Annotated in this window: 18 protein-coding genes and 1 pseudogene; 10 read left to right on the plus strand and 9 right to left on the minus strand. The window is 57.3% G+C overall.

Features of this window, described 5'->3' with window-relative positions:
* Positions 1-177: 177 nt before the first annotated feature.
* From TX24_RS08800 to TX24_RS08815, 4 genes are all read right to left on the minus strand, one after another.
* Positions 178-2,571 carry a TonB-dependent siderophore receptor gene (locus TX24_RS08800; protein ID WP_057710168.1) on the minus strand — a complete coding sequence of 798 codons (2,394 nt, stop codon included), beginning with the start codon at positions 2,569-2,571 and terminating at the stop codon, positions 178-180.
* A 97-nt stretch (positions 2,572-2,668) separates the two neighbouring features.
* The gene (locus TX24_RS08805; protein WP_057710169.1) at positions 2,669-3,616 is read right to left on the minus strand and encodes a FecR family protein; all 948 of its coding nucleotides are present in this window, start codon (positions 3,614-3,616) and stop codon (positions 2,669-2,671) included.
* Between the two features lie 26 nt (positions 3,617-3,642).
* Positions 3,643-4,143, minus strand: a complete 501-nt coding sequence (locus TX24_RS08810) for a sigma-70 family RNA polymerase sigma factor (protein WP_057710170.1) — start codon at positions 4,141-4,143, stop codon at positions 3,643-3,645.
* Between the two features lie 79 nt (positions 4,144-4,222).
* Positions 4,223-4,624, minus strand: coding sequence for a cytochrome c (locus TX24_RS08815; protein WP_057710171.1), 402 nt, complete (start codon positions 4,622-4,624; stop codon positions 4,223-4,225).
* Between the two features lie 147 nt (positions 4,625-4,771).
* Here TX24_RS08815 and TX24_RS08820 point away from each other — a divergent pair, with 147 nt between their 5' ends.
* From TX24_RS08820 to TX24_RS08830, 3 genes are read left to right on the plus strand one after another with little or no spacing between them, the layout of a single operon-like run.
* Positions 4,772-5,572, plus strand: a complete 801-nt coding sequence (locus tag TX24_RS08820; protein WP_003190230.1) for a glucose 1-dehydrogenase — start codon at positions 4,772-4,774, stop codon at positions 5,570-5,572.
* Positions 5,565-7,391: a glycoside hydrolase family 15 protein gene (locus tag TX24_RS08825; protein WP_003190228.1), complete on the plus strand. Its 1,827-nt coding sequence runs from the start codon at positions 5,565-5,567 to the stop codon at positions 7,389-7,391. The genes TX24_RS08820 and TX24_RS08825 overlap by 8 nt, the downstream gene beginning before the upstream one ends.
* Positions 7,379-8,290, plus strand: a complete 912-nt coding sequence (locus TX24_RS08830) for an alpha/beta fold hydrolase (RefSeq protein ID WP_057710172.1) — start codon at positions 7,379-7,381, stop codon at positions 8,288-8,290. The genes TX24_RS08825 and TX24_RS08830 overlap by 13 nt, the downstream gene beginning before the upstream one ends.
* Here the strand turns inward: TX24_RS08830 and TX24_RS08835 are convergent.
* A complete protein-coding gene (locus tag TX24_RS08835) occupies positions 8,276-9,244 on the minus strand; it encodes a GlxA family transcriptional regulator (RefSeq protein WP_003190225.1) in 969 nt (322 codons plus the stop codon). The genes TX24_RS08830 and TX24_RS08835 overlap by 15 nt on opposite strands.
* Positions 9,245-9,332: 88 nt before the next feature.
* On the opposite strand from TX24_RS08835, the gene inhA reads away from it, so the two are divergent.
* Complete coding sequence (gene inhA / locus TX24_RS08840; protein ID WP_019818712.1) at positions 9,333-10,013, plus strand: isonitrile hydratase; 681 nt, start codon at positions 9,333-9,335, stop codon at positions 10,011-10,013.
* Positions 10,014-10,178: 165 nt separating this feature from the next.
* Here the strand turns inward: inhA and TX24_RS08845 are convergent, their stop codons facing one another.
* Both TX24_RS08845 and TX24_RS08850 read right to left on the minus strand, forming a co-directional pair.
* The gene (locus tag TX24_RS08845; protein WP_019818714.1) at positions 10,179-10,433 is read right to left on the minus strand and encodes a DUF6124 family protein; all 255 of its coding nucleotides are present in this window, start codon (positions 10,431-10,433) and stop codon (positions 10,179-10,181) included.
* Positions 10,434-10,991: 558 nt separating this feature from the next.
* Positions 10,992-12,158 (minus strand): restriction endonuclease, encoded by a 1,167-nt coding sequence (locus TX24_RS08850; protein WP_057710173.1) that lies wholly within the window; start codon positions 12,156-12,158, stop codon positions 10,992-10,994.
* A gap of 224 nt (positions 12,159-12,382) precedes the next feature.
* Between TX24_RS08850 and TX24_RS08855 the strand changes: the two genes are divergently transcribed.
* Positions 12,383-14,680, plus strand: a complete 2,298-nt coding sequence (locus TX24_RS08855) for an AAA family ATPase (protein WP_057710174.1) — start codon at positions 12,383-12,385, stop codon at positions 14,678-14,680.
* The gene (locus TX24_RS08860; protein WP_057710175.1) at positions 14,677-16,548 is read left to right on the plus strand and encodes a UvrD-helicase domain-containing protein; all 1,872 of its coding nucleotides are present in this window, start codon (positions 14,677-14,679) and stop codon (positions 16,546-16,548) included. The genes TX24_RS08855 and TX24_RS08860 overlap by 4 nt, the downstream gene beginning before the upstream one ends.
* Positions 16,549-16,660: 112 nt before the next feature.
* Here the strand turns inward: TX24_RS08860 and TX24_RS08865 are convergent, their stop codons facing one another.
* On the minus strand, positions 16,661-20,455 hold the full coding sequence (locus tag TX24_RS08865; protein WP_057710176.1) for a YobI family P-loop NTPase: 3,795 nt from the start codon (positions 20,453-20,455) through the stop codon (positions 16,661-16,663).
* A 212-nt stretch (positions 20,456-20,667) separates the two neighbouring features.
* Here TX24_RS08865 and TX24_RS08870 point away from each other — a divergent pair.
* Positions 20,668-21,169: pseudogene (locus tag TX24_RS08870) on the plus strand (hypothetical protein).
* A gap of 281 nt (positions 21,170-21,450) precedes the next feature.
* Here TX24_RS08870 and TX24_RS08875 read toward each other — a convergent pair.
* Positions 21,451-22,080: a LysE family translocator gene (locus TX24_RS08875; protein WP_057710177.1), complete on the minus strand. Its 630-nt coding sequence runs from the start codon at positions 22,078-22,080 to the stop codon at positions 21,451-21,453.
* Between the two features lie 169 nt (positions 22,081-22,249).
* Between TX24_RS08875 and TX24_RS08880 the strand changes: the two genes are divergently transcribed.
* From TX24_RS08880 to TX24_RS08890, 3 genes are all read left to right on the plus strand, one after another.
* On the plus strand, positions 22,250-22,765 hold the full coding sequence (locus TX24_RS08880) for a sigma-70 family RNA polymerase sigma factor (protein ID WP_003190219.1): 516 nt from the start codon (positions 22,250-22,252) through the stop codon (positions 22,763-22,765).
* The gene (locus tag TX24_RS08885) at positions 22,752-23,702 is read left to right on the plus strand and encodes a FecR domain-containing protein (protein WP_034135248.1); all 951 of its coding nucleotides are present in this window, start codon (positions 22,752-22,754) and stop codon (positions 23,700-23,702) included. The genes TX24_RS08880 and TX24_RS08885 overlap by 14 nt, the downstream gene beginning before the upstream one ends.
* A gap of 105 nt (positions 23,703-23,807) precedes the next feature.
* Positions 23,808-26,294, plus strand: coding sequence for a TonB-dependent siderophore receptor (locus TX24_RS08890; RefSeq protein WP_057710178.1), 2,487 nt, complete (start codon positions 23,808-23,810; stop codon positions 26,292-26,294).
* Positions 26,295-26,976: the final 682 nt, after the last annotated feature.

The raw sequence follows: 26,976 nt of genomic DNA on the forward strand, positions 1-26,976 counted from the left end.
CCCATCAGCTTTCCCATGTGTGGTTTTGCGTCGGAATCAGTTCCTGATCCAGCAATAATATGTGCGGGGGCGATGTAGGAAACAGAGGGTGGCCTGCCGGTTATCAGTGAACAGAGCGCTTGACCCAGGCAAAAAAATCGCAACCCTGGGGTTGCGATCTTTCCTACCGACTACAGATCAGAACCCCACGCTTGCCTGTACGAAAAACGTGCGAGGCTCACCCAGGTATAACCCGGCATTGTTATCGCTGGAGCGCGTGTAATGCTGCTGGTCGAAAATGTTTTTTACGCCCACCCCCAACTTCAGATTCGATAGTTGCGCGCCAAAGTCATAGCCACTGCGTACGTTGACCGAGACATACCCTGGGATATCACCGTATTGGCCATCCGCAGTGCCTTGGGTGATGTAGGTGGTGCCAGTGCCCGGCGCACGTTGGCCGGACTGGGCATAGACGTCAAGGTTGTGGGTCCAGTGGTTGACGTCGTAACGCAGGCCCAGGGTCGCCACTTGGCGGGAATACAGTGGCAGGTCACGGCCCTTGAACGGCACATCACCTTCGGAGGTGGCCTTGGTGTAGGTAAAGCCCGCGTTGGCGGTCAGGCCGTCGAGGCGCGGGTCGAGGTTGGCCAGGTCGTAGTGGGCCGATGCTTCGATACCGCTGTGCTTGGTGGCGCCGAGGTTGGTCCAGCCCACGTCATTGCTGACGTATTGCAGTTCATCCGAGAAGTCGATGTAAAACAGCGTCACTTCGCCACCCCAGACGCTGTCGTTGTAGCGCGTACCGACCTCGTAGGTCTTGGCCTTTTCCGGGTTCAGGCCGTTGGCCGTCTGGTCGCCGGTACCGCCCTGGCCCAGTTGGAAATACTGCAGGCTGCCGAAGGAGGTTTCGTAGTTGGCGAACAGCTTCCATGCGTCAGACACGTGGTACATCACGCTCAGCGCCGGCAGCGGTTCGTTGTTGTGGACTTCGCGGCGTTTTTCCTCGGTACGCTTGCCGTTCAGGGCCACGACCGGACGATCATGCCATTCGGTGCGGATGTCTTCGAAGCGAATACCAGGGGTGATGGTCCATTTTCCGATATCGATTTTGTTATCGATATAGAAGGCGTTGGCTTCGGTGCCCCCAGTACGGTCCTGGTATACGTGGCCGTCGCTCTGCCCGCCCGGCGTCGGCACGTTGTTGACCAGATTCAGGCTGCTGGCCTCCTCGTGCATGCCCTCTTTGAGGTAGCGATAACCCACACTGACTTCTTGGGTACTGGGCCCCAGGTCGAACACATGGGACACACGCGGCTCGATGCCGAAGGTGTAGTAGGTACGCGGATAGGAGCTGAGGGTCTTGAGGTCGCGGTTGGCAATGTTGCTACCCCGGAAACTGTCGGAATAGTACGTCAGCACTTCGGCCTGGGTGCGGTCGTCGATCTGGCGGATGTACTTGAAGGACACGTCCTTGCGGCGCCCGCTGAAGTTGTCCCAGTCGCGAACCGACTGGTACGGGTTGGCGTCGAACTGCTTCTGGGTCAGGCCGCCGGGCATATCGGCGCTGGCATCGTAGTAGTGGAAGTTCAGCGAGAAATCGTCTTGATCGGTCGGCGCCCAGTGGGTCTTGAAGATCACGTCATCGATATCGTTGCCGTTGTTGCTGTTGCGGTAACCGTTGCCGTTGACCCCTGAGTACAGCAGCGCGGCGCCGATACCGTTGTCGGCCGTGCCGCCGACAAAGGCGTTCTCCACATGTTTCCAGCCCCCGTGGGCGGAGGTTTGCAGGGTGGTGCCGACTTCCCCGGAGAAGTCTTGCGGGATCGCACGGGTTACGAAGTTGATCACGCCGCCGACGTTCTGTGGGCCATAACGCACCGAACCCGCGCCACGGACAACGTCGATGCTTTCCAGGTTACCCGCAGAGATCGGCGCCATCGAGAGCTGTGGCTGGCCGTAGGGAGCGAACGCCGCCGGTACGCCGTCGATCAGCACGGTGGAGCGCGGCGACAGGCGCGACGTCAGCCCGCGTACACCGACGTTGAGGGAAATATCACTGCCACCGGTGCCGTTGGATTCCTGCACTTGCACGCCAGGCACGCGGCGCAGGACGTCACCGACGTTCATCGCGCCCTGCTCTACCATGGCTTCGCGGCGAATGACCGTGCGTGCGCCGGGATGGTTCTGCACCACTTCGGCATCGGCGTCGGCAAGCCAGTCGCCTACCACCTTGATATCGGTCACACCCAGCACCAGCGGCGAGCCGGCTTCACCGGTGCCGTTGATCACCGGGCGCAAGGTCACGGAGCCGGCGTCAATCTGGTAATCCAGGCCACTGCCTTGCAGCAATTGGCGCAGGGCTTGTTCGGGCGAGAGGTTACCATCGACCGCGGGGGCTTGCTTGCCGGCCACCATATCGGGGCCGAAGAACACTTGCAGCGAGGTCTGCTGGCCCAACTGGCTCAAGGCTGCGCCCAGGGGTTGGGCACGGATGTGGATGCCTTCGACAGCCTGTGCGGTGCTGATGGCAACGGCCAGGGCCAAAGGCGCCCAGCGAGAGATTTTATTGTTGTGGATGGCGAGTTTTTTCACGTCGAACCTAGTCCTGTGATCGCAAGCATGCGCGGCCGTTAATGCAAACCAGTTGCAGTTGCAGGAGAAGACGAAGAACTCGAAAAAAACCTGAATGTCAGCGTGAAATAATTTCCTGGCTACCGTCCGGCAAGGTGCGCAAGGCGACCGGCAGGATGTGGGGCAAGGCCTTGAGCAAGGCGTCGGTGTCGCTGGATTTGAAAACGCTGGTCAGGCGCAGGTTGCCCACCGCTGCCGTACTGACACGCAGCGGTTGCTCGCGGTAGCGCGACACCTCCCACGCCACCTCACTCAGGGTGGCGTTGTTGAACACCAGTTTACCGCTGCGCCACGCGGTGAGTTCTTCAGGGTTCACTGCGTAAGCCGCTGCCACTTGGCCTTGGGGATCGACATGGGTGCCACGCCCGGCGGTGAGCGTGACGATGTGATCGGACGCCTGGCCCTGCACCTTGACCGTGCCGGCTTCGACCGCCACGCGGGTCTGGTCCGCATCCAGGCGCACATCAAAGCGCGTGCCGGTAACGGTCACCTGCCCTGTCCCGGCGGCGACTACAAAGGGGCGGGCGGCGTCATGCTGAACGCTGAACATCGCCTCGCCCTGTTTTAGCTCCACGCCTCGCCAGCCCTTTTCGTAGTGAACCGCGACCACGCTGCGGCTGTTGAGGTCCATCACGGAACCGTCGGGAAAAGTCACCTGGCGATGCTCGCCCACTTGCGTGCTGAATTCGGCATTGTAGGACTTAGGCTCAAACACGCTGAATACACTCAAACCCACTGCAACGGCGACCACACTGGCGGCCACGGCATAACGCAGCAGCGCACGCCGCCCAAGGCGCTCGGTCGGGGCATCGCCCAGCGCCTGCAAGCGGGCCTTGGGCAGTAAATCCGTAGCGTTCCATAGCCCTTGCAGCACATCGATTTCGTACTGATGCGCGGGCTGCGCTCCACGCCAGGCATCGAAACGTTGACGTTCCTGGGCGCTCAATGGGCCGTCTTGCAGGCGCACAAACCACTGCGCGGCCTCATCACGGACACGGTTATCCATCGTGGAAGATCCTGTTTCAAAGCCGGTCATGGCGCGCTCGCATCCAGACGATCACGCAGATGCCGCAGGGTGCGGATCATATACTTTTCCACCATGTTTTTAGACAGCCCCAGGCGTGTGGCGATTTCTTGCTGGGTGAGCCCTTCGATCTTCTGCCAGATGAAAATTCTGCGACAGTTGAGCGGCAACTCGGCCAGCGCCCGCTCGATGGCGTCGGCCAACTGGATCGCGTGCATGTAATGCTCCGGGTCGCCACTGTGAGGCGTGCTGTGATCAACTGCCTGCTGCGTCAACGCCTCGCGGCGGTCTTCGCGGCGGTAGGCGTCCACCGCAATATTGCGCGCGGTTTGATGCAGGTAGGCGCGCGGCTGCGCCACCTCGCAGGCAGCGGACTCAAGCACCCGCACGAAGGTGTCGTGCGCCAGGTCTTCGGCCTGCTGACGGTTTCTCAGGCGACGTGTCCAGGTGCCGATCAACTCTTCGTAGTGCTCGAAAAAGCCTGTTCTGCGGGGCGGCTGAGGAGTCATCGCGGGAGCACTGGGGAGGCGGGGCGTGAATAGTAATGCTTCCTATTAAGCGGGGCAATTGCTGCCCATCGCCCACTCACTATTTGTTCGAAATGACCTCACTCATGTATTGATGCAAATCGCGAAAGTCTTTAACACTCCAGGCATGTGGCGCGATCTTTACGCCATTGTCTTGCAGCGTCTTGGGGATCAGATTGCCGTTGGGGCGAAGGATGACCGAAGAGACGATAACGCCCGGATAATCATGGAGTCGTTTTTTGAAGGCGGCGGTTGTCAGGTCCGGGGTTTGCGGATTGCTTTTTTTAGCCAATGGCCCGGTGCCTTTGATATCGGGCCCGTGGCACACAGCGCAGCGCTGTAAATACAGCGTCTTACCATTGCTGTTGTCCGCGACGCACAAGGCTGTCTGAATCAGTGATAAAGCGGCTAATACGCCGCTGAGTAATAGTTTCGTCCCTCGGGTATCGGCCCACGCATGCATTCCATCGCTTCCTGTATTGCCCTTTATTTTCAGCATCATACGACAAAGTCGCGCTTTTGCCCGCGCTGGGCGTAAGCGCCAGGGGGTGAACTTCCGCTCCCCGCCGCCAGTCAGCAAGAAGGACTCTCATAAAACGGTGGGTGGGCGATGCAGATTTCCTTGCAGCAACAAGTGGCCCTGGTCACCGGGGCCAGTTCCGGTATTGGCGCGGGCGCGGCCAAAGCCTTGGCCGCAGCAGGCGCGGCGGTGGTGCTTAACTACAACTCCCAGGCGGCACCGGCGGAGGCCCTCGCCGCGCAGATCAATGCCAACGGCGGCCGAGCGCTTGCGATTGGCGGCGATGTGTCCAAGGAGGCCGATGTCGAACGCCTGTTCGCGCAAACCCTCGACGCCTTCGGCCATCTGGATATTCTGGTGGCCAATTCCGGCCTGCAAAAAGATGCCAATCTGGTGGATATGACCCTTGAGGATTGGAACACCGTGATTGGGGTCAACCTCACCGGGCAGTTCCTCTGCGCACGGGCGGCGGTGCGTATCTTCAATCGCCAGGGTATTCGCGAAGGTGTGTCACGGGCCGCCGGCAAAATCATCCATATGAGTTCGGTGCATCAAGTCATCCCCTGGGCCGGGCATGTGAATTACGCGGCGTCCAAGGGCGGCGTGGAGATGCTGATGCGCACCCTCGCTCAGGAAGTCAGCGAACAGCGCATCCGTATCAATGGCATTGCGCCTGGGGCGATTCGCACGGCGATCAACCGTGCGGCCACCGAAGGCGCGGCAGAACAAGAGCTGCTTAAATTGATTCCTTATGGTCGTGTCGGTGACGTCGAAGACGTGGCCAATGCCGTGGTGTGGCTGGCCAGCGACGCTTCTGATTATGTGGTTGGCAGCACGCTGTTCATTGATGGCGGCATGAGCCTTTATCCGGAGTTTCGTGGCAATGGTTGATTTCAAGAACGAACCTCAAAGCGCCATCGATGCCCACGGGATCATCGGCGACATGCGCAGCGCGGCACTGGTGAACGACCGCGGCAGCATCGACTTCTTCTGCTGGCCGGAATTCGACAGCCCCTCGGTGTTCTGCGCATTGCTCGACACGCCCGAGGCCGGCACGTTTCAGCTTACCCCGGACCTGCCCAACGCCCGCCGCGAGCAGATCTACCTGCCCGACACCAACGTGTTGCAGACTCGCTGGCTGAGCGATGAAGCGGTGGTGGAGATCACCGACCTGCTGACCGTCAGCGAAAACGTCGATGAACTGCCTTTGCTGATCAGGCGGGTACGGGTGGTCAGTGGCAAGGCGACTATCCACCTGAGCTGCGCCGTGCGCCACGACTATGCCCGGGCCGCCACCGAAGCGAAGGCAGACGCTGCCAGTGTAGTGTTCACCGCCAGCGGCCAGCCCGGCCTGCGCCTGATCGGCAGCCAGCCGCTGACCCTGCAAGACAACACCGCCCTCGCCACGTTTACCCTCGCCCAGGAGGAAGGCGCTGAGTTTGTCCTCGGCGGCCAGGAGGATGCGCGCGTCACCAACGACTGTACCGACCTCTACCTGGAGCGCACCTTGAAATTCTGGCGCGGCTGGATCAGCCAATCCAACTACCGCGGGCGCTGGCGCGAGATGGTCAACCGCTCGGCCCTGGCGCTGAAACTTTTGACCTCGCGCAAACACGGCGCCATCATCGCCGCCGCCACGTTCGGGCTGCCGGAAACGCCCGGCGGCGAACGCAACTGGGACTACCGCTACACCTGGATCCGCGATGCCTCGTTCACCGTCTATGCGTTCATGCGCCTGGGTTTCGTCGAGGAAGCCAACGCCTACATGCGCTGGCTCAGGGGCCGGGTCAGCGACTGCTGCGGCCAGCCGACCAAGATCAACATCCTGTACGGCATCGACGGCCGCCAGGAACTCCCGGAAACCACCCTCGACCACTTGAGCGGCCACGGCGGCGCCCAACCGGTGCGGGTGGGCAATGAGGCGTTCGATCAGATCCAGCTGGATATCTACGGCGAACTGATGGACGCGGTTTACCTGGTGAACAAATACGGCGAAGCCATCTCCCACCAAGGCTGGAAACACACGGTGGAAGTGGTCGACCAGGTGTGTGAGATCTGGAACCACAAAGACGTAGGCATCTGGGAAATGCGCGGTGAGCAGCATCACTTCCTGCACTCACGCCTGATGTGCTGGGTGGCCCTGGACCGTGCCATTCGCCTGGCCTCCAAACGCTCACTACCAGCGCCGTTCGCACGCTGGGACCAGACGCGCCAGGCGATCTACGCCGACATCTGGACGAACTTCTGGAACGAAGAGCGCGGGCATTTTGTGCAGCATATCGGCAGCACCGCCCTCGACGGTTCGATGCTGTTGATGCCGCTGGTGCGCTTTGTCGCCGCCACGGACCCGCGCTGGCTGTCGACACTGCAAGCGATCCAGAAAAGCCTGGTGCGTGACGGCATGGTCTACCGCTACCGCAATGACGACAGCCAGATCGATGGGCTGCAAGGCGTCGAAGGCGCGTTTGCCGCCTGCTCGTTCTGGTACGTCGAATGCCTGGCGCGCGCCGGGCAAGTTGAAAAAGCCCATCTGGAATTCGAACAGTTGCTGCGTTACGCCAACCCGCTGGGGTTGTACGCCGAAGAGTTCGACAGCCAGGCCCGGCACCTGGGTAACACGCCCCAGGCCTTGAGCCATTTGGCATTGATCAGTGCGGCAACGTTCCTGGACCGCAAGCTCAGCGGGGAGAAAACCGTATGGCAACCCTGACCACCCCACCCGCACTGCTGTATGTGCGCACCACCATGCTTGATGTGGCTTACGAAACCCACGGCCCCGTCGATGGCGAACCGGTGATCCTGTTGCATGGCTTCCCCTACGACCCTCGGGGCTACGACGACATCGCACCGGTGCTGGCTGAACGCGGTTATCGGGTACTGGTCCCGTATTTACGCGGTTATGGCCCGACGCGATTTATCAACACGCAAGTGATGCGCTCCGGCCAACAGGCGGCGCTGGCCAAGGACTTGCTCGACTTCATGGATGCCTTGGCCATCCCGCAAGCTACCCTCGCCGGCTTTGACTGGGGTGGGCGCGCCGCCTGTATTGTGGCGGCGCTGTGGCCGCAGCGGGTACGCGGCCTGGTGACCGGCGATGGCTACAACATCCAGGCCATCAGCCAGTCGCTCAAACCTCGGGCACCTGAGACAGAGCACCGGCTCTGGTATCAGTACTACTTTCACACCCAGCGCGGGGTCGATGGTTTGACGGCCAACCGGCGTGAACTCTGCCAATTGCTCTGGACGCTGTGGTCACCGTCCTGGGCCGAAGGGCCAAGCCGCTACGCCCTGACCGCGCCGTCGTTTGATAACCCGGATTTTGTCGAGGTGGTGATTCATTCGTATCGCCATCGCTTCATGTATGCGCCGGGTGATCCCGCGCTGGAATCCATCGAGCAGGCGCTGGTGCCACAACCGGCGATCTCGGTACCGAGCATTTCGTTGTGCGGGGCCGACGACGGTGTGGGCCCGCCGCCGCTTGTGGATGACGATGTGGAGCACTTCAGCGGCTTTTATCGCCGCCAGGTGTTGCCCGGCGTTGGCCACAATGTTTTCCAGGAAGCGCCCCAGGTCACGCTTCACGCTTTGCTGGAACTACTGGAGCGGTGAAAAACGCTCCCGATACGCCTGTGGCGTCACCGACAAAGCCCTTAGAAAGCTGCGACGCAAGGTCTCTTCACAGCCAAAACCGCATTGCATGGCGATACGTTTGATGGAGGTTGTGCTGTCTGCCAGTTGCCGGCGTGCGTTTTCGACGCGAATCAGTTCCACGGCCCGCGCCGGGGTCTGGCCGGTCTCGGTGCGGTAGTGACGCACAAAGCTGCGCTCGCTCATACCGGCCTGGGCCGCCAGTGTGGCGATGCTCAACTCCAGCGTCAGGTTATCGGCGATCCAGGCATGCAGCTCGGCGAAGCGGCTGTCGCTCTTTTGCAGGGATAACGTCACGCTGAACTGCGACTGGCCGCCAGGGCGCTTGAGGAACACCACCAGGTGGCGCGCAACCTCCAAGGCAATCGCACGCCCCAGGTCATCCTCTACCAGGGCCAGGCACAGGTCGATCCCGGCGGTCACGCCAGCAGACGTCCACACCGCGCCTTGCTGGATGAAAATCGGATTGGCCTCCACCGTGAGCGCAGGGAACTTGCGCGCCAGTTCTTCACAGCGCGTCCAGTGCGTGGCCACGCGGCAACCATCGAGCAAACCACTGGCGGCCAGCAGAAAAGCCCCGGTGCACACTGAAGCCATGCGCCGGGTGTGCCGGGATTTATCACGCACCCATTGCACCAGCGTCGGGTCCTCGGCAACACCGTACACCCCCCAGCCACCGGCGATCACCAGCGTGTCGCAGGGCTGGTCAATGGCGGGCAGCGGCTCGGCCAGCAGCGCCAGGCCGGCCGACGTCATTACCGGCCCAGCCTGAGTAGCAATGACGTTGACCGCGTAGGGCAATGGCAAACCACGTTGGCGCGCCAGATCGTTAGCCGATGCGAACACTTGTAGAGGCCCGGTGACATCGAGCACCTGGGCATTCTCAAACGCGAGCACATGAATAATTTTTGGCATGATTGGCGAGATTAGTGGGCTCAATGGCGTATTCGCCAAAGCCTAGGCTTCTACAGTAAGGACGTCCATCCCTTTCGGAGCGTGAATCATGACCTTGCAGATCGGCTTTCTATTGTTCCCCGGCATCCAGCAACTGGACCTTACCGGCCCCTATGATGTCCTCGGTTCGCTGCCAGACGTGAAACTGCACCTGGTGTGGAAAGACCTGGCACCGATCACCTCCAGCACCGGCTTGGTGTTCACGCCGACCATCACGTATGCTGACTGCCCGAACCTGGATGTGCTTTGCGTACCCGGCGGCGCCGGTGTGGGCCCGTTGATGGAAGACCCGCAAACCCTGGATTTTCTCAAGGCCCAGGCACAGACAGTGCGCTACATGACCTCGGTGTGCACCGGTTCATTGGTATTGGGCGCGGCAGGGTTACTGCGCGGTCGCAAGGCCACCACCCATTGGGCCTACCACCACCTGCTCGCCCCGCTCGGTGCTATTCCCGTACAGGAACGTGTGGTGCGTGACGGCAACCTGTTTACCGGCGGCGGGATCACCGCCGGCATCGACTTTGCCCTGACTCTGGCCGCGGAGTTGTACAGCGAAGCGGCGGCGCAACTGGTACAACTGCAGATCGAATACGCGCCGGCCCCACCGTTTGACTCAGGCCGCCCGGAGACGGCGCCCCGGCATGTGCTGGAGGAAGCCAACAAGCGCACGGTGGAGTCACGCAGAGTGCGCGGGGAGATTGTTGCGCGGGCAGCTGCGCGGCTGGGGTGAATGTTCATCCGTGGCGAGGGAGCTTGCTCCCGCTGGGGCGCGAAGCGGCCCCGTTCTTGGTTAGAGAATAATGGGACTGCTACGCAGTCCAGCGGGACGGTTCGACGCCTCGACAAGCTCCCTCGCCACAGTACAGCGCTGCTTCTTAACTGACGGGCATCGCCGTTACTGCGCTCGCGTCTCGCCGCCTCCCTCTACTACCCGATCAACCAGCAACTGAACGCCCTCCACCATTCGGCAAATCCCCAGCACTACACTGCGCTGCGAACCTTCAACCTCAAAGGCCAGGTGCGCCGCAATGGCATTGATGGAGTCCAGATCCTGGGAGGCATTGACCAGCAGGGTTTCGGTGTCGAGGTTGGGATGGAGGGTGAAGAGCAGGTTTGAATCTGAAGGAGGATTGGGGCTGTCTTTGATCATGGTGTAGTTCCTGAGAGTAATGGACTACCACCGAGTTTTTCTCACGAACTGAAGGTGGCAGCTGTACGCGGAGTGAGAAAACCAAGACCCCAGGAGCTTGGCCACGCCGAAGCGTGCCCGCGCACAGCCGCCATAACAGCGAGCCGAAAAGCGCGTGCACTGTATACGGTGAGCGCTTTTGCGCCAATGGAGTAGTTCGGATTTCTCACGTCCGGTCGCTGAATTGGCAGCGACTGGGCAAGACTAGTGATGACCATTCTTAGCAGCAACCTGAAAGGGTTGTAGGAAAAAGCCGGGCTCGGTGCTTGACCTTAAGATGAGTCCTAGTCCGTTGTACGAAAGTGAATTGGCAGTAGATCAGTCACCGATGTTTGGCTGATCTACCGCTATCACACCTTCGGTATTTACACATCTCCAGGTATGGCGCTTTACCTGTGGGGGACTGTAAAAACCTTGGAGTGAAGTGCTGTCGTACTCCTGACACGTATCGCCCCCCCTCAGATCTGTACCATTATGCGGCCTTGGCGATTGCCGTTTAGACCGCTGACCGGTGCAGGCCTAGGCGTTTTCTTCCTCGGCCTGGAAGACCTCGATGAGCTTTTGATTGTAGTCATCAAGGTAGCTCTGGAGCCCATCCCGGTCGATTAGTCGCACGCCTGCCGTGCTGGCCAACTCCTTCGCTGATTTCGTGTAATAGGAGTTCGTAACGACCATGGCCTCGTCACAACCGTAGAAGGTTTTAGCAGAGATGGCCTGCTGCACAGCAGCGTTACCCACAGAGCCAGAGTAATTCTTCGCTTGGATGACCATGTTTTTACCGAACCGGGTAACGAAAAGGTCAGCGCCCTGATCTGCAGTTTTCTTGGTCTCTTTGACGTCGTAGCCGATGGTTTGGAAGATCTCAACCAAGAAGGCTTCAAACTGAAAACCGTCCATGGCATCCACTAGGTACATGGTGATGAACTGATTCGGATTGAAATGCTCGAGCTGAGATCCCAGCCGCTCGACGAGAATATCGAAATAAATCTCCTCGCAGAGGCTCAGCCCATTCCGGAAAACCTGTATCGGGAGGAGTGGCACACCAGATGTCGACGCTGCTTGGGGATTGAATTGAACATTGGGGAAAGCTACGTCATTTTCCCAAAGGTAGTAATAGAACAGAGCCAAGTCAGACCTAAATGTCGTTCCTGCCTCTTCAATCCAAGAACGTAATGTGTCGGCAAGGTCAGTTCGAATGTGCCTGGTCAACTCTCTGGAGAAGCCCAGATAGGCAGAGTTGAAGGCGGTGGTCTGCAACAGCTTGTCCAAGAGAGATGGAAGCCCTTCAAGCTCGTCAAAGCCTTTGCGAATCAGGACTTCCCTAAACAGTTCCCTCTCGCTGTAAACCCCATCCAATCGTGGCCCAGGAACGCCCGCGTCATCGCTACTAGCTGCGCTTTCGCGAGTGGTATGAATAAAGTTCGTAAAGTATGGCTGCTTCAGCTCTGCGTACTTTCTCAAAACGTTATTCAGGAGATCGTTGAGCTGCGCTTGCTCCTTTTTCTTCCCGAAAAAGTCTTGGATCAAGCCTTTGGATCTGTATTGAAAGTCGGGATAAAACGAAGGATCCAGTGGCGTGAGGTGTCGCAACGTAAGCTCTGATGACGGCGAAACTTGAGAGCCCATGCACCAGGGGCATGCGATCTCGAAGGTAGTCCTATTGCATCCATTGCATTGGTAAATCATCGTTTTCGTTCCTTCCCAAGTCATCGCGCGCCTTCACGCACATCCTGCTAGCGACCATAGCTCAGTGCCATCACTCAGTCCACGAGCTTGTTTCTACTGCACACAGACGCATCAATGATGGCGAAACCCCATCACGGCGGTTGGAGTGCCGGGCCGGCTAAGCTAGAGTTCCAGCATCTATCAGCCGGACGCTCCGTTGCTGAGCAGTCACCAGGGAAGCGACTATGCAAATTCAGCATCTGGAAATCGCGAACTTTCGCAAGCTCCTATCCGTACGAGTCGACCTCGCAGCCGAGACCACACTACTCGTTGGAGCCAACAACAGTGGCAAATCATCTGCGGTGCTGGCCTTGCGTAAGTTCCTACTTTCGAAAGCGTCGATTTTCAGATTGCAAGATCTTACTCTGAGCCATCTCGCCACAATCGATGCCATTGGTGAAGCTTGGGAGGCTGCAGATGATAGCTTCTCCATCCCAGTCGCAAATGAATGGGCTGACTGGTTGCCAACGCTAGATATTTGGCTTGAAGCAACTCAGGGCGAGCTTCATCACATCCGAGATCTCATACCGAACTTCGCTTGGAAAGGCGGCCATGTCGGTATGCGATTCCGGCTGGAGCCAGATGATATGCCAACGCTGTTTGTCGATTACCGCAAAGAGCGAGCACGAGTGAGGGAGCTTCAGCAGGAAATTCAAAAACAGGCAGCGCTAGGTACGCAGCCACCATCGCTTCCGCTCTGGCCGCAGAGCTTGCATGACTACCTGAATCGTCGAATCGGTAAAACCTTCAAGATCCGATGGTACCGACTTGATTCAGGCCAGCTACGAGCTCCAGATCCTGCAACTCGTAAAGCTAACCAGCAACCGCTTGCGGCCACAGCAACGCCACTCGAGCGCAATCCCCTAACAGACCTGATACGAGTCCACGAGATCAATGCTCAACGCGGCTTTGGTGACAGCGCTGACGAAGGCGTCCTAGAGGGAGGGCATGGATCGGGCAGGAAGCTCTCGGAACAATTGCGAGCGTACTACAGCAGGCATCTCGATCCAGGCGATAGCCCAGATATTTCAGATTTGGAGGCACTCAGAGCAATTGAGGCAGCTCAAACTGCCTTTGACACTCGCCTGAGCACGAGCTTTGCGCCTGCGCTCAAGGAAGTCGTCGGCTTGGGCTATCCGAATAACTCCGACCCGTCCATCCGAGTTTCCACCCGCCTCGCCCCTACGGACGGGATGAACCACGAAGCAGCTGTGCTGTTTGAATTGGATTCCGTTGGAGGAGCCCCTGGAGCACCGCCTCTTAGGCTTCCGGAGACGTCCAACGGGCTCGGCTACCAGAACCTCATCTCAATGATATTCCGATTGATGGCATTTCGAGATGAATGGCTTAAGAAGTACAGAAGTCCTGAAGAGCAAAGCGCTACTGGTGTTGAGCCTATACATTTGGTTCTAATCGAAGAACCGGAGGCCCACCTGCACGTCCAGGTTCAGCAAGCATTCATAAAACACGCCTACCATGTGCTGTGCAGCGACCCATTGTTAGCGAAGTATCCGAATCTCAGGACGCAGCTGATGGTCAGTTCCCACTCCAGCCACGTAGCTCATGAAATTGACTACGAAAACTTGAGATACTTCCGCAGGCTTCCGTCCGGCATGGCTGGGATTTCAATCCCAGTCACTACCGTCTCGAACCTAAGCGCAGTGTTCGGCGAGTCCAATCAAACGAAGGAATTCGTTACCCGTTACCTTCGGGCACAACATGCCGACCTGTTCTTTGCGGATGCGGTGATCCTTGTTGAGGGGGCCGCTGAGCGCATGATGCTTCCGCATTTTTTGAGGCAACACTTTCGTTTCCTAAACCAGTGCTACATAACCATTTTGGATATTGGGGGAAGTCACGCGCATCGGCTCCGGCCCCTGATCGATGCGTTGGGCATTGTCACTCTGGTGATAACCGACTTGGACGCGGGCCTTCTACAGGTAGGCAAACCTGTCGAACGGAAGAAAGGCCAAACCACTAATAACCCAACCGTGCGCCATTGGATGCGAGCAGCAGGCCTTGGACATGATGTGGACTCATTACTGGATCTGCCCTTTGACAGTAAAGCCCAGCAAATTGACGATCTATTTTCGATCAGGATCGCTTATCAAACGCCCATTACTGTCCGCTTACCCAAAACTGGGCTCGATGTCGAAGCATTGCCAAATACCTTTGAAGACAGCCTCGTCTTGAGCAATACAGAGTATTTTGCTAACAAAGCGGGGCGCGGGCTGATGCGATCCTTTGCCAAGTCGCTACGGGAAGCAGAAACATCCTTAGAGCTTGGCACCGAGCTATTCACCAAGCTCAAGGATGGTGATAAGGCTGAGTTCGCACTACACGTTCTCGGCGACTCTAATTTCGCCACGTTGAAGGTGCCTACTTACATCCATGAGGGCTTGGCGTGGCTGCAGTCCAAGCTCGAAAGAAAAAGCAAAGAACTACTGGTCGTCCCTTCAGCGATTCTCGAGGTGACGCCATGAGCCGGCAGCCGGAAGCTGCTACGGATGATGTTCCAGATGCCGATCAGATCATTCAGGAATGTCTGAATCTCGACCATCCGAAGAGTTTTTTCCTATACGCCGGCGCTGGCTCTGGAAAAACCCACTCATTGGTCGAGGCCGTGAAAAACCTGAAAAATAGGGAGCGGCAACGGCTGACGTTTGAAGGGCGTCAAATCGCGATCATCACCTATACAAATGCTGCATCCGAGGAAATTTCCCGCCGTCTTGAACACGATCCATTGGTGGTCGTATCAACTATCCACGCGTTCTCTTGGCGGATGATTCAAGGCTTTAATACCGACATACGTGAGTGGCTTAGGGCCAAGCTCACGCGAGATATTGGCGAGCTTAATGAGAAACTCGGAAAGGCTCGAGGGCAAAACAAGACATTTCTAGCGAATCAAGCTTCGAGGGATAGCAAAGCTCGTCGTCTTGATTCCCTGGATGAGATATCGACATTCATTTACAGCCCTACTGGCGATAATCGCGGTAGGCAAGCCCTAAATCATAGCGAAGTCATTCAAATGGCCGCTGCTTTTATTCAGCAGCCTCCATTGTTGGACGTTATGGCGGATCTGCATCCGGTAATTTTGATTGATGAGAGCCAAGATACTTATGGGCCTCTCATGGACGCTTTTCTGCAAGCACAATCCCTCATCCCTGACCGTTTTTGTCTCGGGCTTCTCGGCGATACCATGCAACGCATCTACAGCGATGGGAAGTTGCGTTTGGAGGAAGCGATCCCTCCAGATTGGGCTGTGCCCGAAAAACGTATGAACCGTCGCTGCCCAACAAGGGTTGTTGATCTTATCAACGTAATTCGTGCGAGCGCAGACAGCCATCAGCAGAAGCCAAAGCCTGACGCTATAGAAGGCACAGTTCGAATGTTTTGCACCCAACAGATACCAGGTCAAGGTTTCGAGTTGGAGGAAGACATCGCACAGCGCATGGCCGCCATCACCGGCGACGCTCAGTGGGCAATTGGTAAAGACGGAAGAAAATCTCTGATTCTTGAACACAAAATGGCCGGACGCCGAATGGGGTTCGAGGGTGTGTTCACACCGTTGTATGGAGTTGAGCACCTGCGCACGGGGCTACTGGATGGAACACTGCCAATCTTGAAACTGTTCTTCGAACGGGTAGCCCCTATTCTTCAAGCTGCCAAGACGAACAGTTTCAGTCTCATGGAGGCTGTGCGGCTTCAGTCTCCGCTTCTCGATACAAAATCTATAAAAGACGCGCCTGACCAATTTGCTTTGCTTGATAAAGCAGGAACAGCAACTGAGTCGTTGTGTGAACTATTCAGTGCCAACGATCCCTTGATTGGAGAGGTGGCTCATGTACTGTTCGAAACTGGCTTACTAGATCTCCCTGATCGCCTTGTGACAGCTCTATTACTGGGCGCCACAAGTGACGATCCTCCCGAGACATCGGATCGTGATGCGTTGGAAACCCATGCATACCAGATTCTACTTGGACGCCCCTTCTCGGAAATGGCTGCGTTCGCCGGGTATACCGATGGACTATCCCCTTTCGACACGCATCAAGGCGTGAAGGGACTGGAGTTCCCAAGAGTCATGGTAATCCTAAACGATGAGGAGGCAGGTGGTTTCCTTTTCAGTTACGACAAGCTCCTGGGGGTCAAGCCTGCTTCTGACAGCGATGTAAAAAATCAACGCGAAGGTAAAGATGACTCCTTGGCCCGCACTCGTCGCCTACTGTACGTCACTTGCAGCCGGGCCGAAGAAAGTCTCGCCATTGTGGTTTATACCGGTCAGCCGGCGACGGCGAAACAGCGAGTGATTGAGGCAGGCTGGCTCCAGCCAGAGGAGATCGAAATTCTATGACCTCCTCTCGCAGCTAGCTGACCGCTAACCGAGCAGGGGTTATTTACCTACTGTGGAGTGCGCCACCTTTTGGCTTTAGGCAACCCATTCTCGGCAGGTTGAAATCCCCTGCCTAGAGCCTGCCAACTCGCTTGGTATAGACCGTTACATAGTCTTTCTCCGGCTTGATCTTACCTACAAAACCACGATCATTGAGTGCCTGACAAAGACGAACATCAAGCTCCGAATTCGGCAACCGCACAGTTCGTTTATCCCCCAACAACTCAGCATATCCACCGGTGAGCGAAGCCAGTATCGACGAGGTGATAGCCCAATCAACATGCAGTTTGAGAGCCTGATGCAATAGCTCCTGCCTTTCACGTTGCGAAAGAATGGCCTCGCACGCCCGCGACGCAATGATGCTTCTGCAATTCCGGGGCATGACGAAATTCTCGGCATTAGCCCTGGCGCATACCAATGCAAGTTTCCCGACTACAGTAGCTTGGCTAGCCTCTTCTCGCTCAACCAAACCCTCCCACATCTCGGCAATGTCACCAATAGGCACACTGCGTGCGGCGCTGATCAAACCGACAGTCTTCGGATCGAGCTTTCGTAGGACGACGTAGTCACGGGCATCAGCCCAGCACCTGATCAAATACGCCGCCTCTGCGGTTGGATCATTGTTGCCAATTTCTTCCAGAACCTGACCATCGAAGGGCACGAAATGAGCCTGGGCCAGAAACGTCCATCGGTCAGCAGATATGTTCAGCCCTACGAGAGACTCAGGGCCGACAGTGGTACTCCCGAAAATTTCATCCAGCGAGTCATCGTCAAGCTCCGACGCCAGCAAATAGGCTTTCAGGTCATCTGCCTCATCTCTCGCATCATCCCAAAGCCGCTGAGCTTCACAGGCGTTCCTAGCAAGGAATGCTGTGAAGATGTCTCGGATACGATCCTGTTCTTCCTTGTCAATCGATTCAGAAGGAGTCTCTATTGGCCTTACAATCATGCCGATATAGTAGCTCCACGCAGCATTTGGGACGGAGGTCACACGGTCTAGTTCAAGAGCCTTCTCCCAAATGTTATCGGTGAACCCTTCCAAGTCATCCATCAAACATTCGGTGTGCTGGAACAAATTCTCCTGCAATTCTTGATCATCCTCTACTAGGCCGAGAATGTACCTAAGGGACTCAGTGTCTTCCTGAAGCTTACCTTGTTGCTTCATCAGCTCGAAGATGAAGTCTTCAGGAGCAATCTCAATCAATGAATCAATTCCTGCGAGACCCAACGCTCGAAGGCGCTTGCAGGAGACATCTCCCCCCTCGTCCGCAAACGTTTCCAGGATCAATGCCATCATCGGGAGACTCAGTTGCAAGCAGCGCCAGCCAATCAATTGCTCCAGCGTACTCGCACCAACCTCTGCGGAGAGACTATTGAAGCGAACAGGCTCGCGGCGAAGCCACGCCCAGCCATCGATGTTCGAGGCCATGCCTGTGATCAGGTGGTTAACACCTGTGAGACTGGCGATAACTTCAAGCAACGGCTGCCGATGAGCCATAACCTCAAGTTGTTGCTGAGACAACGCGTCCATGATCCCGCACACCAAAGCCTGTCGAGCGTCAGCCTCATTGAATCGCTCAGTGCTCAAGATCACGGCGAACAACTCAGGGGCGAGTGCATGCATAGCGCGAACAAGCGGTAACCTAGCATCCCCTGCAAGGATGATGGATACAGCCTCAGCCAATCGGCCAGCATTCTGGTGGCCGCTTTGCAGGATGACGTCCAGCTTTTGCGTTCTTGTGTCGGACAACTCAGTGAGTGGCGCCGATAGTGAGAGTTGGACAATTAGGTCAGCGATAATGCCTTTGCCATCGCCGAGAGCATCGTGCTCCAATTTGCTTGCCACTCGCTCAGGATTCCGGACTGGCGAGGCGACGTCGAGGGTGGCACGGCGCCTGAGTGCGAGAATAAGATTCTGATCATCGCGAGTCAGCGAGCCTTCATAGAAAAATCCAAGATAATCTGTGTAATCGGTGTCGAGGTAGCCAGCGCGCATTAGGTAAACGACGATCTCCATTCCTGTCAGCCGCTGGTCAATAATTGCCCCATAATCACCACGGGCAGCTTCACGGAAGGAAATTGTCTTGATTTCGGTGAGCTTCCTCTCTGCCGCCCCAATGGCCTCATCCATCGATTTCATGGACTGATGAATCCATGCGAGACGCGTGCGATAGGATGCCTGTGTAAGCGCGTCATTGGGACTAATAATATTTCCAACGGGGTTGTGATTCGCCCACTGTGAATAGAGGACGCCTTTAAGTTGCTCAGCCTCACAGATTTTAGTGAAGATGTCGTCCTGTAGGAATTCCTTGAGGCTTACCCGCTCAGAACCGTTTACTAAAACGTAATTTGCACCGTCTATTCCGCTCGCCCTCAACACCTCGAACCAGACACTTAACCTAAGATCGATTACGCGCTCTTCACCGTGTTCCTCACGCCGGGACTTTTCTTCGATTAATCGTTCGAGCTCAACGAGTGCCTGCGATGGTTGGTTAGCCCAAGCAGACAACCCCGTGAGCAAGCTGTACACCTTCCCCCTCCGCTTAACCAGCTCTGCAAATTCTTCCGGATAGAGGTTCCTGAGCACCACGATGGCAAACAACTTGTTTTGATCCAGCTTTAGGCCACCTTGGGACAGCAGGCTTGCAAAAATGTCGTACTCATTGACGATGTTCTTTATCAGCCGCATCTCATCTATGTAATAGCAGACTGTCTCCACGAGAATTGGGTCAAGATCAGAACCCAGCTTTTTGCCATCAACAGCCCGAGTCATCATGAGCTCTTGAAGCTTCTCCCTAGAGTTTTCAGAATTGACGACAGGAATCACCGGGATAATCAGATCAAAAAATTTCGTCTTGTCGGTGACGGTAAACAGCTCGTCACGAATAGCGTAAATGAAATGAACAGGTCGAGTTATTTGGGGCGAGTGCCGGATAGTGAAGTTGATCTCGCGCAAGCGAAAAAATATTTCCTGAGTTCCAAAACGATCCAGATCCTCAATCACCACGACGCGGACATTGCTTCGTTCAAAGCAATAGATAATTTCATCTACGTTCTTGTGGAGTACGGATCCGTGATTCACGGCCTCGAGCTTTCCACCCTTTAAGGTTAAGCCGTCGATACTGAACATAGATAGAAATTTGAGTCCCGAATAGAGAAGATAGAAACCACCCAGCCCTGTTACCGAGACTGCCAACCAACCCGGGATCATTAACAGTCTCGTCAGCAACCAAGCAGGATCTAACGCAGGTATCTCCTTCAATGTAGGGACATAAAGCCGCAGGCACGCGATGAGCATTACCCCCCAAAAAATCGTGCGCCAAGCGATGCTACGCCCTGATGTCTGGACAATTCGCTTGAGCCTGGTTTTGGGCACGCGTGCAGTTGGCACGGCGTAAAGGAGCTGCTGGACAATGGTTTCCTCAATTCTTGCGATCAAATCGCTTGAGGTACTACTCTCGCCGGAATCCTGTGCTGACTGGGAACTTCTGGCTGAGGTCTCAGAGAGTTCAGCGTCCGAAACCGGCAACGGTGGAGGTGCATCCTTGCTGAAGGTCGCTAGTGAAACATAAGCCGTTTGAAATTCTGGATGTCGCTCAAAAAAGGTCTTGAGGACACTGCTCTTACCTGCTCCATATCCACCGGTAAGTGCGATGTTCAGAACCTCATCCTTTTCAAGTGCGCCGAGCAATTCGCGCTCGTAGCGATCAAAGTGGTCACTATCGATGAGGACTGGTGTGAGTGGCTCAAAAGAACCTGGCGACGAAGGCCCGGAGCACAGAGACTGGAAGATGCGGATCCCTTCTTTAGCAGCAACCAAAAAAGCGGCATATTTTAGTTTGATACTGGCTGACAGTCCCTGTGACATAGGCAATCCTGGCTTTAGACACCCATACCTTCAGGCTTGGGTATCTGCAAAGTAATTGAGCACCAGCTAGGCCAGCGCCATCTTCTATAGCGGCTATATGCCATAATTACTAGGCTATGAGCCAGCAATGCTTTAGACGCCTAGATATTCAGCATTCTCGCGACCCCAATGGTGACATTTGTTCGCCCAGCTTTGCTCAAGAACGACATCAAATCCACGGCGCTCATAGGTCAGCCGAAAGGAAACAGCCTCAGTTCGACTTTGACCTCAAACGCGTCTCGCATCAGCACTACATAACAAGGAAAGCCGCCATCAATTTCCCTCATCCCGAAAGCACCACAGGTGGGTGGCATTTCCTTTCCTATTTTGATCGGGAATCCGGCGTAGCCAAGGTGTCATTGGCAGGCATTCATTATCTTGAGACCACCGACTATTTTGGCGACCTTGGCATCACAGACGTGACCGATGAGCTCACAAAACGTGCATGGTCTGCTGAAGGGCGGCGCTTGTACATCGCCGATCACCAGAGGGCCGCTGCGGACATGATAGTGAAGTTGGTGCTGAGCGATTCAAAGCAATGTAACGTCGAAATAGCTGACTGGTTTACCTCGCCTGGAGACAGACAAAAGCTACTCAGGTTTTAGAGTTGGCTAAGCCAAACTTCTTGCTGAAATGAATCTGGGGAAAATGGAAGCTTGGCTCAGCTCGCAGTAACCTCACCAAAGCAGTTAGTGCAGGAACCCCAGGTGGGGTAAGAGCGTTGCTTACTCTGCCGCTTTTGCAAAATGAGCCGCCGTCAGGGCGGAACCCAGCCGTTACCGCAGGAATGGATATGCTCTCGGTATAACTGCGTCGCCTGTTAGGCCGCCTTCGCGAGCAAGCCCGCTCCCACAGTTTGATTGCGGGGTGTCTGGTAGATGAGCATCGGCTGTCGGGCCGTCACGGGAGCAAGCTCCCTCGCCACGAAGAAACTCGTTTGGCTTCCCGCCTGTCATTCAGGCAGGACGCGACATCACCGCCAAGCGCACGGCCAACGCCATCAGCACCGCTGCCAAGCCCCACTTCTGCAGCCAGGCGCTTTTGGTGCGCTTGGCGAAGAAGCGGCTGAGCGCCCCGCCAAACAGGCCCAATAGCATGTGAAACACGCTCGCGATCAACGTCAGCACGCCGCCCAGCACCATCAGTTGCAAGGCGATGGGCCCCGCCTCGGGCCGCACAAACTGCGGCAGGAACACCATGAAAAACAACAACGCCTTGGGGTTGAGCAAACTGTTGAACATAGCCTGCAAAAACACCCGGCCCAACGCCACGCGGCCGACGTGAGCGGCGCCCAGGCTGGGGCGTTTTTGCAAGGTTTTGAAGACCAGCCACAGCAGGTAGATCACGCCCGCATAACGGATCAGGTCGAATGCCGGCGGCCAACTGGCGACCACCGCCGTCACCCCCATGGCGGTCAATGCCGTCAGCAGCAGGTCGGCCACGCCGATGCCCAGGGCCGAGGCAACACCGCCGCGCCAGCCATGGGTGACACCCTGGCTGATGACAAACGCCATGTTCGGCCCCGGTGACAGCAGCAACAGCAACACAGCGCCGGAAAAAACGCCGAGTGTGACAAGGCTGATCATGCTTGAACCGTCCACCTGCAAAAACTGCAGATTAATCGGTGCTTCCAGCCCCTACAAAAAATTGTGCTGGATACATTGCTCACGCAGCGAACCCAGTGATTGCTGAATGCCACGACCAACGTCTAGAATGCGAAACATTATCAATTAAGCCTGCTGCGCCAGGATGACCATGTCGAGCGATCACCCACTGGACCCTGCTGCCATCGGCCAGCTTTACCAAGCCCACCATTCGTGGCTGCGGGGCTGGTTGAGCCGGCGCACGGGTTGCCATGAGCGCGCCGCTGACCTCGCGCAGGACACCTTCGTGCGCCTGCTCAACGCGCGTCAGCAACAGACTTTGCAGCAGCCGCGCGCTTATCTGAGCAGCATCGCACGCAGCTTGATGATCGACCAATACCGGCGCCGCGAGCTGGAACGCGCCTACCTGGAAAGCCTGGCGCACTTTGCGCAAATGGAGGTGCCGAGCGAAGAAACACGGCGGCTGATCCTCGACAGCCTGGAACGCATTGACCGTCTGCTCGACCAGCTCAAGCCGAGGGTGCGCGAGGCGTTCCTGTTGGCCCAATTGGACGGCCTGACCTGCCCGCAGATCGCCTTGCGCCTGGGCGTGTCCAAGGCCACGGTGGAACGCGACCTGTCCAAGGCGCTGCACGCCTGTTACCGGTTGCGCTATGCCGACTCCTGACTCGCGCCTGGTCGACCAGGCCATCCAGTGGATGATCAAGTTGCGCTATAACACCGCCGACGACGCCAGCACCGCGGCCTTTGAACAGTGGCTGCACACCAGCGACGCGCATCAACAGGCCTGGCATCGGGTCGCCACCCTGAATGACGATTTCAACCACTTGCCAGCGCATGTCAGTCGCCATGCACTCGACGGCGCACGCCAGCACATCAGCCGTCGTGAAAGCCTGAAACTGCTCGGGCTGTTTGCCGGCGCCGCAGGTTTAGCCTGGCTTGGCCGCGACTACACGCCCCTGCCCGCCTTAATGGCGGACTACCGCACCGCCACTGGCGAGCGGCGCTGGGTAGCATTGGAGGATGGCAGCAAAGTCCAGCTCAACAGCGCCAGCGCCGTCGACATTACTCCTGGCGCCGAACAACGGCTGGTGAACCTGCGCCAGGGTGAAATTTTGATCAATACCGGGGCCGACCACCGTGCGCTATGGGTGCATACCCGCGATGGTTACCTGCGCGCCCTCGGCACGCGCTTGCTGGTGCGCGAAGAACCCCAAGGCACCTTGCTGGCCGTGCAACAGGGTGCAGTGGCGGTGTTTACCGACCGCTATGACGGCGCCGCACGCCAAGTGATCAAGCCGGGCGAACAGGTGATGTTCAATCGTAGCGGCATTCGCCCGTCCCCCAACAACGGCCTGGACCCATGGGCCTGGAGTGACGGCGTGATCAGCGCCCACAATATGCGCCTGGAGGACTTCCTGGCCGAGCTGGGTCGCTATCGCAATGGGTTGCTGCGTTGCAGCGAAGCCGTGGCGGGGCTGCGGGTGTCGGGCACTTACCAACTGGACGACACCGACCAGGTGCTCAAGTTGGTGGCGCAATCGCTGGCAATCGATGTGACCTACCGTAGCCGTTACTGGGTGACCGTCTCCGCGCGCGCGTGACCGGCCAAAAATAAATGAGGTGAATTCTCATTGCCATTCGACCTGTAAGGAAAGGCCGATCAACAGGCCCGTGTTGTCCACTTCCTTCAGGAGCATCCCGCGGTCATGCAAGCGTTCCCCTCCCTGCGTTCACCTCTCAGGCACGCCATCAAGGCGACCCTCCTCGGCGCCTGCCTGGCGGCCACTGCCCTTCCGTATACCGCCGGTGCCCAGCCAACCGGCGGCGAACGCCAGACGCGCACCTGGAATATCGCCCCCGGCCCACTGGCCGGCGCCCTCGATCAATTTGCACGGCAGGCCGGTATCAGCGTGTCGTATGACGCAGGCAGCGTAGCCGGCAAAAGCAGTGATGGGCTGAGCGGTACCCTGGAGCCACAACAGGCCCTGAGCCGACTGCTTCAAGGCCAGGGCTTGCAGGCTCAGAGCCAGGGCCCGAACGCTTGGTTACTGTTACCTCAACAGGCCGACAGCTCGACCCTGAACCTGGGCGCCACCACCATTAACGGCGAGCGCCTGGGCGCCACCACCGAAGGCAGCGGCTCCTACACCACCGGCGCCGTGACCATCGGCAAGGGCGAACACAGCCTGCGACGCACGCCGCAATCGGTGAGTGTGATGACCCGCAAGCTGATGGATGACCAAAACATCACCACCATCGACCAATTGCTGGAGCGCACCCCAGGCATCACCAGCTACGAATCGCCCATGGGCGGCAAGTATTTTTACTCCCGGGGCTTCAAGATGCTCGGCCAGTACCAGTTCGATGGTGTACCACTGGACATCGGCAAGGACTACATACAAGCCGACAGTTTCAGCGCGAACATGGCGATTTATGACCGTGTGGAAGTGCTTAAAGGCGCTGCCGGAATGCTCAAGGGCGCCGGCACTGCCAGTGGTGCGGTGAACTTCGTGCGCAAGCGGCCCCAGGACAAGCCCACCACCAGCCTTGGCCTGTCGGCGGGCACCTGGGATAACTATCACGCCGAATTCGACACCGGCGGCCCATTGAACGACAGCGGCACGGTGCGCGGCCGCGCGGCGGTGAGCCAACAGAACCGTGGCTCTTACATGGACCTTGCCAAGCGCCAGGACCAGGCGTTTTACGCGGCCCTGGACATGGATGTCCGCCCTGACACTACCCTGGGCTTCGGAGCCAGCTATGAGGATGTCGACTCCACGCCGTGCTGGAGCGGCCTGCCGCGTTATCGCGACGGCAAAAGCCTCGGCCTGAGCCGCTCCACCTGCCTTGGCCAGGCCTGGAACGATTGGCAAAGCCAGCGCACCACGCTGTTCGCCGATCTGATCCATCACTTCAACGACGACTGGAAGCTCAAAGTCAGCGCCGTGCATAGCCGCAACCTGCAAGACATCAAATACGCCGCCAGCGAGAGCACCGTGGACTATGGCAACCCGGCCCCCACGCTCACCAGCTACGCAGCCTTGCTGGACTACGATCACAAAGACTACGGCCTGGACGCCTACATCGACGGTCAATTTGAAGCCTTTGGCCTGCAACATGAGTTGATCCTCGGCGCCAATGGCAGCCGTGGCACTCAGGACGATGTCTATGCGATCCGCAACCTGCCCCAGCGCCAAAGCGTCTTCAACCCCAACCACCACTTCCCGGAACCTGCCGACGACACCTTCTGGCCCAACATGTACCGTGGCGGCACGGTCAAGGAAACCGCCACTCAATACGGTGCCTACGCCACCTTGCGCCTGCGTCTGGCCGAACCTTTGATGCTGGTTCTGGGCAGTCGCGTCAGTTGGTATGAAAACCGCCGTGAGTCCCTGAACCTGGCCTGGGGCGAGTGGGCCGACCAGGATGCACGCACCAAGGAAACCGGGGTGGTCACGCCGTTTGCCGCGCTGATCTACGACCTCAATGACAACCTTTCGGTGTACGCCAGCTACGCCGATATCTTCCAGCCACAAAGCTCCTACGCTACGGTCAGCGGTTCGGCCCTCAAGCCGAAAATGGGTGAGAACTATGAGTTGGGCATCAAGGGCGAATGGTTTGACGGGCGCCTGAACAGCTCCCTGGCGCTGTTTCGCGCCATCGAAAAAAACGCCGCCCAAACCGATTTCGAGACCCGCTGCGGCAGCTCCTCCGACGGCTACTGCTACACCGACACGGGCAAGGTTCGCGCCCAAGGGGTCGAGGCCGAGCTGAGCGGCGAATTGCTTGAACGCCTGCAGGTGTTCGGCGGCTACACCTACACGCAAACCAAGAACCTGAAGAACATCGACAGCGCAGCCGAAGGCGCGGTGTCCAACACCTACGTACCCCGGCATATGCTGCGTTTGTGGGGCGACTACCAGTTGGACGGTGCGCTGTCGAAATGGACAGTCGGCGCAGGCGTCAACGCCCAAAGCAGCAACTACCGGTTGCAAAACATCAAACTGGAACAGGCCGGCTACGCCTTGTGGAATGCGCGCCTGGCGTATCAGGTGGACGACACCTGGACGGTGGCGCTCAACGGTAACAACCTGTTCGATAAAAACTACTACCAGACCGTGGGTACCTCAGGCTGGGGTAATCTTTATGGAGAGCCGCGCAACCTCACGCTGAGCCTCAAAGGCAACTTCTAAGCACTGCATACCCCTCCTGTAGGAGCGAGCTTGCTCGCGAAAAACTCACAGACGCCGCGTTTATTCAGGAAGCACGCGTTATCGTTGACGTCTTTCGCGAGCAAGAACCAGGCGTCCTCGCTCCTACAAAAAAGCCTTGTCCCACCCCCTCCTTCCCGCCGGCAAAAGCTTTTCGTCGCTGGCAGGCAAATCCCCAGGTTTGTTCCTACACTCCAAAAAGCCATCATCGATTCTCGATTATTCTGAAATACCCGCCATACACGTCAACAAACCGTCATATCATGGAGGTATTGAGAGGGACACCGAAGAAAACGGACGAAAAGCCAAATCATTGACACAAATCCTCAATGAAGCCACTATTTAGCCATCACCCAGTAAATGCCTGCGTCTAGACAGCCATTACGGTTTACCCAGCAACAGAAGTCGTTCGATTTGCACCACTTGTAATGCATACCTGCCTTATGGATGAGCAAACGAATAGGAACGTTCTGGTGGTGTATTGAGGATCTGATGTATGCGCGGTAAATCGTCGGTTGATAGCCTGTTTTTGACTCGCGGTGTTTTTCAAGGTAGTTGTCACTGTTCTTCGTTTTAAGCTGCTTGTTTCATAGTCGTTTCTTTCTCAGGGTTCAGTGTCACTGGCCCAGCGGGCTCGCAGTTTCTGACTGGGCGCACACCCCAG

Origin of the sequence: Pseudomonas lactis, from assembly GCF_001439845.1 — a bacterium.
Classification (GTDB): domain Bacteria; phylum Pseudomonadota; class Gammaproteobacteria; order Pseudomonadales; family Pseudomonadaceae; genus Aquipseudomonas; species Aquipseudomonas lactis.

Excerpts from the sequence above, each read along its gene's own strand:
- TX24_RS08805 (WP_057710169.1), bottom strand. The coding sequence starts at position 3,616 with ATGGATAACCGTGTCCGTGATGAGGCCGCGCAGTGGTTTGTGCGCCTG.
- TX24_RS08810 (WP_057710170.1), bottom strand. The coding sequence starts at position 4,143 with ATGACTCCTCAGCCGCCCCGCAGAACAGGCTTTTTCGAGCACTACGAA.
- TX24_RS08815 (WP_057710171.1), bottom strand. The coding sequence starts at position 4,624 with ATGCATGCGTGGGCCGATACCCGAGGGACGAAACTATTACTCAGCGGC.
- TX24_RS08820 (WP_003190230.1), top strand. The coding sequence starts at position 4,772 with ATGCAGATTTCCTTGCAGCAACAAGTGGCCCTGGTCACCGGGGCCAGT.
- TX24_RS08825 (WP_003190228.1), top strand. The coding sequence starts at position 5,565 with ATGGTTGATTTCAAGAACGAACCTCAAAGCGCCATCGATGCCCACGGG.
- TX24_RS08830 (WP_057710172.1), top strand. The coding sequence starts at position 7,379 with ATGGCAACCCTGACCACCCCACCCGCACTGCTGTATGTGCGCACCACC.
- TX24_RS08835 (WP_003190225.1), bottom strand. The coding sequence starts at position 9,244 with ATGCCAAAAATTATTCATGTGCTCGCGTTTGAGAATGCCCAGGTGCTC.
- inhA (WP_019818712.1), top strand. The coding sequence starts at position 9,333 with ATGACCTTGCAGATCGGCTTTCTATTGTTCCCCGGCATCCAGCAACTG.
- TX24_RS08845 (WP_019818714.1), bottom strand. The coding sequence starts at position 10,433 with ATGATCAAAGACAGCCCCAATCCTCCTTCAGATTCAAACCTGCTCTTC.
- TX24_RS08850 (WP_057710173.1), bottom strand. The coding sequence starts at position 12,158 with ATGATTTACCAATGCAATGGATGCAATAGGACTACCTTCGAGATCGCA.
- TX24_RS08855 (WP_057710174.1), top strand. The coding sequence starts at position 12,383 with ATGCAAATTCAGCATCTGGAAATCGCGAACTTTCGCAAGCTCCTATCC.
- TX24_RS08860 (WP_057710175.1), top strand. The coding sequence starts at position 14,677 with ATGAGCCGGCAGCCGGAAGCTGCTACGGATGATGTTCCAGATGCCGAT.
- TX24_RS08865 (WP_057710176.1), bottom strand. The coding sequence starts at position 20,455 with ATGTCACAGGGACTGTCAGCCAGTATCAAACTAAAATATGCCGCTTTT.
- TX24_RS08875 (WP_057710177.1), bottom strand. The coding sequence starts at position 22,080 with ATGATCAGCCTTGTCACACTCGGCGTTTTTTCCGGCGCTGTGTTGCTG.
- TX24_RS08880 (WP_003190219.1), top strand. The coding sequence starts at position 22,250 with ATGTCGAGCGATCACCCACTGGACCCTGCTGCCATCGGCCAGCTTTAC.
- TX24_RS08885 (WP_034135248.1), top strand. The coding sequence starts at position 22,752 with ATGCCGACTCCTGACTCGCGCCTGGTCGACCAGGCCATCCAGTGGATG.
- TX24_RS08890 (WP_057710178.1), top strand. The coding sequence starts at position 23,808 with ATGCAAGCGTTCCCCTCCCTGCGTTCACCTCTCAGGCACGCCATCAAG.